The 12,064-nt window shown below is 42.5% G+C and carries 14 protein-coding genes; 11 read left to right on the plus strand and 3 right to left on the minus strand.

What is annotated here, in order from left to right:
• The 10 genes from HPT30_RS00985 to HPT30_RS01030 form a co-directional block, all read left to right on the plus strand.
• Positions 1 to 947, plus strand: a 947-nt coding sequence (locus tag HPT30_RS00985; RefSeq protein ID WP_217622203.1) for a pectinesterase, incomplete at its 5' end; no start/stop codon positions are given.
• Between the two features lie 90 nt (positions 948 to 1,037).
• Positions 1,038 to 1,529, plus strand: a complete 492-nt coding sequence (locus tag HPT30_RS00990; protein WP_175369691.1) for a hypothetical protein — start codon at positions 1,038 to 1,040, stop codon at positions 1,527 to 1,529.
• 333 nt (positions 1,530 to 1,862) lie between these two features.
• Complete coding sequence (locus tag HPT30_RS00995; RefSeq protein WP_175369692.1) at positions 1,863 to 2,477, plus strand: hypothetical protein; 615 nt, start codon at positions 1,863 to 1,865, stop codon at positions 2,475 to 2,477.
• A gap of 62 nt (positions 2,478 to 2,539) precedes the next feature.
• Entirely contained in the window at positions 2,540 to 4,594 is a 2,055-nt protein-coding gene (locus tag HPT30_RS01000; protein ID WP_175369693.1) for a phage tail protein, read from the plus strand.
• 64 nt (positions 4,595 to 4,658) lie between these two features.
• Positions 4,659 to 5,201, plus strand: coding sequence for a hypothetical protein (locus tag HPT30_RS01005; RefSeq protein ID WP_175369694.1), 543 nt, complete (start codon positions 4,659 to 4,661; stop codon positions 5,199 to 5,201).
• 105 nt (positions 5,202 to 5,306) lie between these two features.
• Entirely contained in the window at positions 5,307 to 6,143 is an 837-nt protein-coding gene (locus HPT30_RS01010; protein ID WP_175369695.1) for an outer membrane protein assembly factor BamD, read from the plus strand.
• A complete protein-coding gene (locus tag HPT30_RS01015) occupies positions 6,133 to 6,420 on the plus strand; it encodes a hypothetical protein (protein ID WP_175369696.1) in 288 nt (95 codons plus the stop codon). Before HPT30_RS01010 ends, HPT30_RS01015 begins: the two co-directional genes overlap by 11 nt.
• A gap of 80 nt (positions 6,421 to 6,500) precedes the next feature.
• Positions 6,501 to 6,785: a hemolysin XhlA family protein gene (locus tag HPT30_RS01020; protein ID WP_175369697.1), complete on the plus strand. Its 285-nt coding sequence runs from the start codon at positions 6,501 to 6,503 to the stop codon at positions 6,783 to 6,785.
• A complete protein-coding gene (locus HPT30_RS01025; protein ID WP_175369698.1) occupies positions 6,786 to 7,703 on the plus strand; it encodes a peptidoglycan recognition protein family protein in 918 nt (305 codons plus the stop codon).
• Positions 7,704 to 7,714: 11 nt separating this feature from the next.
• Positions 7,715 to 8,077 (plus strand): phage holin, LLH family, encoded by a 363-nt coding sequence (locus HPT30_RS01030; RefSeq protein ID WP_175369699.1) that lies wholly within the window; start codon positions 7,715 to 7,717, stop codon positions 8,075 to 8,077.
• Between the two features lie 116 nt (positions 8,078 to 8,193).
• Here the strand turns inward: HPT30_RS01030 and HPT30_RS01035 are convergent, their stop codons facing one another.
• Both HPT30_RS01035 and HPT30_RS01040 read right to left on the minus strand, forming a co-directional pair.
• Positions 8,194 to 9,483, minus strand: coding sequence for a hypothetical protein (locus HPT30_RS01035; protein ID WP_175369700.1), 1,290 nt, complete (start codon positions 9,481 to 9,483; stop codon positions 8,194 to 8,196).
• A gap of 478 nt (positions 9,484 to 9,961) precedes the next feature.
• Complete coding sequence (locus HPT30_RS01040; protein WP_175369701.1) at positions 9,962 to 10,297, minus strand: hypothetical protein; 336 nt, start codon at positions 10,295 to 10,297, stop codon at positions 9,962 to 9,964.
• Between the two features lie 299 nt (positions 10,298 to 10,596).
• Here HPT30_RS01040 and HPT30_RS01045 point away from each other — a divergent pair, with 299 nt between their 5' ends.
• The gene (locus HPT30_RS01045) at positions 10,597 to 10,929 is read left to right on the plus strand and encodes an HIT family protein (protein ID WP_175369702.1); all 333 of its coding nucleotides are present in this window, start codon (positions 10,597 to 10,599) and stop codon (positions 10,927 to 10,929) included.
• Between the two features lie 403 nt (positions 10,930 to 11,332).
• Here HPT30_RS01045 and HPT30_RS30310 read toward each other — a convergent pair.
• The coding region (locus HPT30_RS30310; protein ID WP_175369703.1) for a collagen-like triple helix repeat-containing protein at positions 11,333 to 12,064 on the minus strand (732 nt) is incomplete at its 5' end.

Raw genomic sequence — 12,064 nt, forward strand, 5'->3', positions numbered from 1 at the left:
ACTCTAACAAAGTATTTATTAGCATGATTCCAGCCAAAACCTTCACGACTCCGTTGAATGCTGCTTTCGTTAGAATTTCAATGAAAAACGAAGACGTTCCTTTTACTCAGCTTGAAGTGGGCATCACATCTTCGTCTTTTGAAACGTTTGGTAATAAAATACCCGCCGATTCTATCACTGGCCTCACCGATCCAACTATTAACGCCAAGGTTCGCATTATAGTGGCACCGAGCGGAGGACAATACGCCTCGATTTCAACAGCACTTGCTTCTATTACAGATGCAAGTGAAGACAAACGTTATGAAATATATGTGAAAAAGGGGACTTACACCGATACATTTCGAACAAAACCTTACGTTGACATCATCGGCGAAGACAAGTATAAAACGATTATCTCTTTTACCGGAGTGTACTCAGAATGGGTAAATCTGAGTACGATCTTCGCCGAGTCGGAATGCACCATCAAAAATTTGACGGTGGAAACGACTGACGCAAAGTACCCGATACATGCGGACAAGGCTACGGGGAAATGGACGCTCACCATCGAGAATGTGCGGATGATCCATCATGGCTCTCTCACAAATCCTACTGCGGCTGGAACGCCTATCGGCATCGGTCTATATCCGTATCAGCACATCGTGCTGAAGTACTGCGAGATGATCAGTAACGGCGTATTCGGGGCCAGCGGCGTGTTCTTCCACAATCAGGACAGCACGGCAGCTGGCAACGGATACCGCAGTTTGCGGGTCGAGCAATGCAAAATAAGCGGTGTGACCTATGGGTTCCGGCCAAATTCGTTATCAAAGGTTCATGACCAAGACAACGATGCCTACATTGTTAATAATGTGGTGAAGGCGACCCATCAAGAATTTTATTACGACTACGCTAACGGTGACACGGATTCCTGGCATATTTTTGATATAGGAAACAAGTATACACAAGGTTAGTCAGTTGGACCATACTGTTCACTAAATAAAGGATTCCCAATCCTCCCAGCGAATTATTGATTTGAAACTAATCTGGGAGGGAACCTACTTATGGAAGATATGTTTAATGGGATAAGGAAAGGATTGGATGCGGGCGTATACCAGTTAGCATTAAATATGACTCTGTGCATCCCAGACATTTGCGCAGCCTTAGAGTCTCAGGATGGAAAGGCGAGCGGAGCAAAATACCAAGCTTGGTTTGACGGAAATATGGCTGGGAAAACAAAACTGAGTGGATCTGATTGCTATTACTTCCGTTGTGCTTTTTTACATCAAGGGACAACCGAACATGAAAAATCTAGATTCAAAAAGATTCTATTCATTGAACCTACTGCTATGAGTGGAGTATTTCACAATAATGTAATCGATGGTGTGCTCAATATAGACTTAAGAATATTTTGTGATCTGATGATAACTTCAGCATCAAGCTGGTATTCTAATATTAAGGATGATCCAACATTTAAAATTAATTACGAGAAATCCTTTCGAAGATATCCAGAAGGCCTGGCGCCCTATATAGTAGGCATTCCAGTTTACGCTTGAAATTTGAGGTGAGAAATGTGAATGTGAAGGAATTAATCGATCATCTACAAAATGTCGATCCCATGAAAGTTGTAGTAATATCGTGCGAAGGTGGCTGTGTAGAGGATGATAACATATCTATCTTCGTACTCGATGATAAGGTGATTTTAGAAATTGAATAACTTAAAATAGCGCTCATCAGGAGCGCTATTTTTATTGGTGAAAGTCCATACTGTGCAATGAGTTACTCTACCTTATCCATATATATATAGAATATTCCCGAAAAGTGTGTAACCCTATTCCTTCAGCTACGTAATATATGTGTTTCCAAAAAATAGGTGAGGGGATAGAAGCATGAACAAGAAGGATATAAATCAGTTGGGATCAGTTCACTCTACACAGAGTGAATTTGAGGAAGGGGTAACTGTTTTGACAAAGTATCAAGAGGTGGTTCTTGGCCAGATATCTACGGTGTTAAAAGATGACTACAGTTCATTCCCTGGCCAGTATGCTCCAAAGGGGTTAGTATCTATTCTCAGAAATCAAGCCGATACTAAAAGTGGTTACGATTCAATCAACGCTACTGAAAGAAGACAAGCGTTAAATCTTATCAGGAAATTAGAACTTCAGTTAGAACTTGATTTTAGCGAGATTGAAGATATGCCATCGATAATTGATAGAATTATTGAAAGTGAGAACCTCTCTAAAATGTACTATTATGTTAGCCAATATGACAACTATCCTGCAAATCCAAATCCAACTTCTTCAATTAATAAATTGAGATTCGGTAAAAATGTAGGGAAGTTCAGTGTCGATAAGGTGCACATAGATATTTATAATGACAAAGTTAAACTTCATTGGGAAGCTGAGGGAGCTAAGTGGCATGAGGCTCCTGTTAAGCACCAGAGCTCTCTTGAAGAGCGTATCATGAATGCTCTAAATGCTTGGACAGATTTCTATCATAAATAACATTCTAAGAGACACTTTGATTCTGAAGTGTCTTTTTTTATACATTGAAAGGAGCCATCGCCATGCAGCACCTCAAATCCTTCGACCGCAATCGATCGCCTACCGGACTACTGGTCGCATCCACCGATGTCCAGCGCCGTCGTCGGATCAACAGCGACTACGAGATATCCTTCATGGTCCCGATGACCAGTGCAGATTACAAAGAAAAGATCATTCCTAAAGGCTACGTTCAAGACGAACGTGGCCAATTTTATGTCGTCCAGAGTCGTGGCCGGGACCGCAACAGCAAAGTAATCAGCGCCCAGGTTATCTGTACACACATCATGTTCAAGATGATCGACTTCAAGATTCCGTATAACCAATATATCGATGAGGCCTATGGCGTCCATATCACAACGCTCTTGGACCGGATTACAGCTGCTACAGGCGGCGTGTATACCTTCGTGCTCCATGATGTGTTTGCCCTTCGGGATGTTAAAGATTGGGGCAGGACAACTGCGCTTGCTGGGCTTAATGATGTCATTAATCTGTATGGCTGCGAGATCGAGCCGGACAACACTGTAATTCACCTTTATAAACGGATCGGCAAAGATGACGGCTTTCAATACCGCCTTGGTAAGAACATCATTAGCGATAGTTTCAAGGATGATGCTTCGAACCTGACAACTCGGCTATTCAGCCAGATGAAGGACGGCCGGACATTCATTGGTCTTTCTGCCGACTACCTGACAGCGGAGGAGCGCAGCCTGCTGGAGTCTGTTCCCGGTGCCATCGTGGACAACAAGCTGGCCGTCAATTACCTGATCTCGCCATATGCCCAATACTGGACCAACAACGTGAACGTCTTTTACGATGGCGAGTTGATTGATCAGAACATCGAGGATCCCAAGGAGTTGCTGATTGCCACCCGGGAGGCACTACGTAAGAAGGAAATGCCTGAGTTCGAGATCGGCGTCAGCGCAGCGGACATACACAAGATTGATCCAGATGAACAGCAGCCTGGTCTGGGAGACACGGTTTATGCCTATGATCCAGACATGGAGCTGCAGCGCGTTAGTTGCCGGGTTTTGGAGCTGACGGAGTATCCGTTTGCCATGGATAAGCACTCTCAGGCCACGCTCTCTAACCACATGATGCGGGATGATACTCAGGTACTGGCCGACCTAGAGCGTAGTAAGCAGATCTTAAATGATCTTCTGTCTGGTGGGCGTGTGAGAGCTTCAGCCTTTGAAGAGTTTGCAAAACAGGCCGTTATCGACATCAATGCTTCTAAAACAGAGATCAAGTATGATGGGCGGGGGATAGTGCTGCAGAGTACGGTCAATGCACTTGATCAGGTCATTATGACTTCTAATGGGATCATAGTTACTCGAGACGGTGGAGCCACGGCCATGACCGCGATTACGGCTAATGGGGTGTCTGCTCCGGCTGTCGTTGGAATTCTGGGTAACTTTGTACAGATGAAGATCGGCGAGGGAGAGAACGTTACTCAGATCAATCTGAACGGGATTGCTGCGGGGCGTTCGGACTTCCATTCAGCGCCCTTCCGGGTCTACATGAACGGGGATGTGGTGGCTCGGTCCATCACGCTAACAGGTTTGATCGAGGCAAGTAAAATGGAATATTCCGATATTGTTGCGGGGACAATTACTGGGGCTAAGATTCGAACATCTGTAACAGGAGCCAGATTCGAAGTAGATGAGACCGGATGGAGAACATTCGATTCTAGTGGATCCCGGCGGATCGGTATCTATGCTTCTTCTGGGCATAACATGAGTGCGATTACCTTCGACCAATCCAACGGTGAACTTAGCGGGTTAATAAACGGTGGAGATGGTTTGTTTGAAGTAAGATCTTCAGGAAACTCGGACTTGTTTCTATCTGCTTTGACCAACACGATTTTTTTTCAAGGCCAGTTGAATTTCGCTGCGGCGTATAGCGCTTCTGGATTTAAACTGGAATATGTCAGTGGATTGAGGGCAGAACTTGATTCTATTTGGTCAGCGCTAGCTGGAAAGGCTAGTATTGGTCATTCTCATTCAGTAACTATTCCTAACCATAATCATGGTAATCCAGCAAACGCAAACAGCGGCGGAGGCACATTCTCTGTTTCGTAGTATTGTAAAATTTATCTATGAGCACCGATAATAAAGATACAAATCCAGCAAAGGAGCTGTTAATTTGAAAAAGTTTGTATCTGGGATTATTGTCGGTGTTTTTCTGTTCGCTGGGGTATCTGCGTTCGCAGATTCGTCGAGCCTAATTGGCCAGAAAGTACAGGGGTTATTCTCAATTGAAAAGAGTGGAACCAAGGTGGCTGATGCGGTCATTATCAACGGATCTGCATACGCTCCGGTTCGTGCTGTCGCAGAAGCCACTGGAGCAGTTTTAAGCGTGGAGGGGAAGAAGATCATTATGAGTGGTAATAATACAGTGGTCTCCGATACAAAGGAGGTAAATACTGATAAATACCAATCAAAGGAGTATCTTGAATATAAGATACGAGCCGCTGAAAGTGAGATCGCAAGTGCTCAAGAGGCTATCAAAGACTTGGAAAATTCTAAAGAAACAGTCAAAAAGTATCCCGAATATTCAACTGAACAGAAACAAAATGATGTTCTAACAAAGTTTGATGAAATGATCAAAGTGAAGCAGAAGATTATAGTGGACAAAGAGAAGGAACTTGTCGAGCTGAATGCTAAACTTGCTGAAGTGCAGAAATAAAACATCTAAATCGACAGTACATCAGTGAATTCTTAAAATTGTCCTACCATGTCACCTATCTCTTGGATATACTTGGAATATTACTATATTCAGGAGGTCGCAACATTGAAAGAAAGAATTATGCTCACGGCTGCTGCGCTTATGCTTGCAGTCGTCCTTTCGGCTTGTTCCGGAAATAATGAGATCTCTACCTCGGAAGTACAAGCATCTGCCGAAGTGGCACCCATTGACATTAATAGTTTATATGACGATGCAAAGGAAAAGTATACTTCTGGAGACTATGAAGGGATCCGATCGATAAGTGATAAGATGTCGGGTATTTTCCCTGACGATCCGCAAACTGCAGAGGTACTTGAGTGGACCCGTGAGTTGTATGCCGTGAATAAACCCACAGCAGAGCCAACAGCAACTCCCTATCCAACCGTTTCCCCAATTGCTACTAAGAGTCCAGAAGAAGTAGATAAGATACTATCTAAGCTTCGAGTTGAAAAGGATGAGGTTCGGGAAAGTGATTTTTACTTTGATCCTTCTTCATCGAAGTACTCCAATTCAAATGATGTGTATGTTTACTTCTCCCGGACTAAAGATAGCGGTGTAACAAATCCACGTTTCAGAATTCAATATTCAGGGGACAGATGGCTATTCATCGAAAAATTCGTTATCAACGCTGATGGAGAAGTATTTGAAATTATACCTGGATATTCTGAGATTAAGCGGGATAATGGATCAGGTGATGTTTGGGAATATTATGATGTCACAATAATAAAAGATATTTATGACAAGGTACTAAAGATAGCAAACTCCAATAAAGCGATAATCCGTTTCGAAGGAGAGAATCGGCAATACGACATGACCGTAACGGACAAGCAAAAGAAAGCCATGCTGAATATGCTGGATTTGTATAAAGAAGCAGGCGGATCAACTTTTATTTTTGAAATTTAATTATCATGTGAAGGACCCATTTGGGTCCTTTTATTTTGCACGAAAGGAGGTGATTCCTCTGAAAATCACTAGTATTGGAGTATCCATTGATCTCACCCAGCCGGTGCAAGAGGTGGTAGACATTATTTCTATCGTTCTAAACCACCACCCCAGTCGGCATAAAGAGATCCTTGAGGCGATTGATGTGAAGGTCTGCGAAGCGCTGGCCAATCTTCAAAAAGACAAAGAGCCGCTGGCAGAAGCAACAGAAACTAAAACAGAAGAAGCAGCGAACTAGCAAGCCCAACATGGAGCGTGCTTTTTTTATGCCCTCCAAATTTCGGAGGCTATTTAGGGAGATAGAAAGGGGGGAAGTTGATGTCAGGAGGAGGCGGTACCGTGGCTACTGAGGATAAATTGGTGGAAATACAGATTCAACTGGCGCGGATCGAGAAGACGCTGGAAGCCGTGCCGACATTGACCAGCACGATTGAAGCCACCCGGGATTTGGCGCGGGAAGCAATGCAGTCTACCAAATCAGCACATCATCGGCTTGACCGCATTGAGGATGCCCAGCGCTGGATTTGGAGGACTGTCGGCGGAGCAATCATTACAGTGATTATAGGGGCTATTGTGGTGGCCATCAGAATGGGAGGAAATTAAGTGATTAAAGACAAATACCCGATTGAACGGCGCTATATTAACAAACGTCAAAATGTTCGGCCCGGTACCCGATTAACTTCGGGAACGCCGGGCTTTTTAGTTGCCCACGATACAGGGAATCCTGGGGCGACAGCAAATAACCACTTCACTTACTTTCAGAATCTGAAGGACCGTTCTGCCTCTGCACAGACCTTCATCGATGATACAAAAATCCTTGAGATCATCCCTACTGGAACCGGTCCGGATCCGGCGGAAAAGGCTTGGCATGTTCTCTATAGCGTGACTACCGATAACAAGTTATTTGGTGGCGACGCCAATGACATCGCGCTGGGTGTGGAGTTGTGCTACGGCGGCAAGATCATCTTTGCCGAAGCGTACAAGCGCTTTGTCTGGTATTTGGCCTATTGCTGCGACAAGTGGGGGCTGAATCCTCTAACACACATTCCCAGTCACAAGCAGTTGGACCCAGCGCGCAAGAGGGATGTTGACCAGGCGTTGGCAACAGTAGGGAAGACACTAAAGGATCTGCTGTATGATGTCGTTGCGGAGATCAAGGAGCAGCCAGCGGCGATCACGCCACCTACTACTGTACAATTGCCGGCGAATGTCGCACAGGCGCTCATTGATGATTACGTATCTCCGGCGTGGTTTGTGGCTCGAAAGGCTGGGGATCAAGTGGCAACAACACACCTGCACAATCTGGCGAATAACCTCCGGTTGGCAGCATGCATCCCGTTGCAGCCAGGATCGACGGCGCCGTTCACTCAGTTGCCGAAGAGTAATGTTCAGGAGTTAGTCTTCCGTTGGCTCTCACCTGGATGGTTTGCGGCCAAGCAAAAGGACGATAAGACGGCTATGGCTTATTTCAATAATACGGCGAATCATCTGCGGGCTGCTGCAGGAATGCCAAAAGAATAGGAGAGGATATCATGCAAACTATAATTGACCAGGCTCAACCTTATATCACCACTATCGTATTGGCAATCGTCGGCGCTTTGGCAACGGCAGCGTTGGGAGTTATTGCTCTGCTCAAGTCTCGCCTGCAGGCCTGGTTGGATGGGAAGTTGAGCATTCAGCAGCGAGAAATGCTTCATAAAATCGCCACGGAGGGGTTTGCTTATGCTCAGACGGTATTCAAGAACCTTGGCGGAGAGGAGAAGCTGCAGGAAGCGCTGAAGTATGCTGAAGAGCAATTGCAGAAGAAGAATATTAAGGTAAGTACGCTCGAGATCCGGGCGGCTGTTGAAGATGCATATCTAAAATACAAGGCGACTGTACTGCCTAAGGAATAACATTATGCCCACTGGCTTCGGCTGGTGGGCATTTTTCGTTTCCTTAAGAGAAAACATTCTATTATGAAGTTATGGATAAGATAATAAATATGATGAAATAAATTAATGAGAGAGGGTTATCTCCATATTGACTCTTCATTTTCGTAAAATGGTATCCAATGGTGTGTTCCATTATTAGAAGTTGAAATTTCCATCATATCTAAATAATTATCGACATCAATTAATTCCAACATAATAGATAGAATAAAGTCTATAGGAAATGTGGAGTTTTTACTCGAATCATCTTTATCTACTAATACAAATATCGGGAAATCATGCTCTATAATTTTTTCAAATGACACACCCTCTTTGATAGTGTTTAGGACATGTAAGCCTTTATTAATGATGTATTGCTCAAGTTTATCAATATTCAAAGAGCTCACGTAAAATTTTGAACCCATTAAAATATCTACTATTAGTCTCGTTTCAATTGGATATACAGTTAACGGCACAGTGATGCCGGACTTTTGTCTAAATTCTAAAGAAGACATGGTTATCGATAAATCGTCGCCCTCCCACTCCTTCATTGATTTGAAAAGAGTGTTAATTTCATCGATTTTTCCATTACTACTTAAAAATTCATTATCAACACAACCGATACACAGAAAATCGTTTATGACTCTCATTGCTGTCCCGTTGGTCTCCGATTCGATTAGTAATTCTTCTAAAATGTTCAATTTATGAGATCTGCAAGGCAGTTTTAATAAGTTGACTGGTTTCCCATTAACTTGGCCGAATTCATCATTAAAGAAGTCGACAAGCGATTTCATTCGTTCTTTTTGCCTGCTTATTCTGGCGCCTCTACTGTTCCCTTTTTTCACTTCTAATATTTCGAAATTATCTGCTGTTTTAATAATTACGTCACCAATATTTGTAACTGAGTTGAGGTCAGTAATAAGGACTTGGGTGCCAGGTCCTTTTCTATCATTTAATAACGTCGCTAATTCTAACCCTTCAAAAAAACCTTCTTCTAACAAAGCGTGCACAGAAGATTTGTTTGCCTGAAGCATTGTATAAAGTGAATAGTTGTAATCTAAAAAACGATATGCTATACCATCAGCAACTCGGGTTAAAGCATTTAATATTGTTCTTGTTGTAGTTTCATAATGTTCAATGGATTTATTGGCGTCATTTTCTTTAGACAAGTTTTTTATACTCTTTAAAGTTCTAAGTTCAGTAACCATTGCATGGATTAACTGAATCTGTAAATCTATGAACGAATACCAATGATCTTTTCTGCGTAATGCCATTCCTGCGAAGTCTTCAACAATAATTTTCATTTCATCAAATCCTGGAAAGTATGTTGCTCCAATTGATTGTTTTATACTCTCACTATTCATTCTGACTGTGTTTGAAGAAATCCTCATAATAACCTCCATTTATATATTTAATAAAAACCCTCTTCATGCGTATTTGCAGTTAAAACAAACCTAGGCATTTCACTTATTCTCTTTTATTCGATAAAACCCTTTATAGATTCCAGTGATTTAATGAATATGTTGTCACAATAAATCATGTAATAATAGCTTGAGGTGGCGTTCTTTTAATAAAATGGATAATACATACAAAGTCCTTGTAAGCGATACAGACTTCCTGACGGCCGCCCTGTCCCAATCTATGGTTTCCGTATGGTTTCTCCAGGATCGGGACCTAGTAGGCCACCTTATGGACTATGGTGGTATTGTCGAGGAATATTCCCCAGAGAGAATTAAGATCGCAGGGAGCCGGTACTTCAGGGATCGATTTGAATTTAGAGTATACATAAAATAATAAGACCCTACCAATTCGGTAGGGTCTTATTTTCTCAAGGTCGCCTCGTATTATGTTTGATTCAATTCATAAAATCTATTTCACTAGAATTGTATAGTATAATGTATAATCGTTTCCCAAGTCGGCTACTACTGTACTAGCACCAGGGTATAAGGCTGTGATTTTTCCATCCTGCCCCACTTCGATACCCCCATTAGTATAGAGGAACCAGAAATTAGACCCAGATACCCACATAGTCTCGCCAACTTGCATTTCAAGAACAACTTGATGCCAATCTTGTGTAGAAATTTCGGATGCTTCTACTGCAGGGGCAATAGTCGTTGAAGTGGTTACTTCTGCAGCAAAGGATGTAGAACTTATAGCGAAACAAGCAGATACAGCTAATAACCCAGCAAGTAATTTCTTCTTCATATAATCTACTCTCCATTTCTATAATTGGGATATAATTCAATAGTATAGAAATTATATCCAAATGTAAAGCGTAAAATGCTAATATATGGATTAATAGAATTAAATATGGGATTTAGACGATAAACTCCGCAAACGCTGGACTCCGCAGCATTAGATTTTGATTTGATCCTCATAAGTAAAGTTCCCCTTACCATTGATAGAATTTATATACATAATGTTCCAAATGGAATATACTTGGCTTATCGAAAGCATCGATTTCCTGCCTTAGTGGTGGGTACTCATATTTAATGGAGGTACATATGAACCAAGACTTTTATTGCAATGAGGTTCTAAACGAAAGAACTCCAGTAAGCACGGTTTTTGAAACCGAATCCGTTCTTGCTTTTCATCATACTAGACCTTTTTATGAGCATCATATAGTGGTAATTCCAAAGTCTCATATCTCCTCATTAATCTCTGATGAAGCAGGAAATACTGAACAACTGCTGTTAGAAATACTGCGTGTAATAAAGAAAGTTGCGGCTATAATGGTTGATGAAACAGGGGCATCTAAGATAATTACAAATTTAGGAGAATATCAAGATACAAAACATTTACATTGGCATGTAGTAAGTGGTGAGAGGATAAGATAGTCTTTTATACCAGGAGTGATGGTGTTGAGTAATGTATACAAAGTCTTAAAGACAGATGCAGAATTACTAACGGCAGCTTTGGTACAATCCAAAGTGTCTATAATTGACCATCGTGTCGATCTGGCTGGCTGCATAATTGATTGTGAGGGTCCAGTCCAGAAATGGAGTCCATTTAGCGTTAAGATTGCTGATACATATTACATGAGAAGTGAGTTTGAGTTTAGGGTGGTTTTGGCATAAGAGTGTGATAACAAATACCCCATCAACCTAAAGTGGTCGGCGGAAGCAGTTTGAATTCAAAGCATACATAAAATAACCCGCCAGCACTTGCGAGCGGGTTATTTTCTATATATGATATAGTCCAAAGTAAACTGGGCAGAATAAAAAAAGACAATTATGATTGTTAACCCACCCGAGTCAAGATTAAAGTAGGGTTTAAATAAAACGAAGTACCAGGAGATAACGTATTACTTCTTAACTGAATAGTGTCCATAGCACTCAAAGACATTAACCTTGTGCTGGAACCATGAAGTGACACTTGAAGAGGGTTTTCATTGAAAAAAATTAAACGGGAATCGAAAAAATATACGGAATTTATAGTTATACTAAAATCAATAAAGTTACCACTTGGCATATTTGCATTAGATATCATTACAGAAAACAAAACCTCATATATCCCAGGAGTAAGTACGGTTATACTGTTACTAATAGGATCTGAGATCATTCCCTCGGTGGGACCGGCTGAAATAAAATCAACTATGCCTGATTCCAGTGGAATGAAGTTATTAGAAGTGCCATATAGTGACCCGAATGACGAGGGAAAACCTGGCCCTGTAGTCCCGGTCGGACCAGTGTCGCCCGTTACTCCTGACGTTCCCGGCTCTCCGGTGGCTCCTGTTGCTCCCGTCACACCCGTTGCGCCGGTGGCTCCTCGTTCTCCAGTGGCTCCTGTGGGACCTGTAACTCCAATAGCTCCTGCCTCACCTTTTGCTCCTGTCGCACCCGTCGCTCCTATGTCACCTGTCGCTCCGGTCACTCCTGTGGCTCCGGTGGCTCCAGTAGCTCCTGGATCTCCTTGTGCACCCGTTGCACCAGTAGCCCCGGTTGCACCCGTAGCACCAGTTTCACCGGTTAT

Source organism: Paenibacillus agri (assembly GCF_013359945.1).
Taxonomy (GTDB): Bacteria; Bacillota; Bacilli; order Paenibacillales; family Paenibacillaceae; genus Paenibacillus_AQ; species Paenibacillus_AQ agri.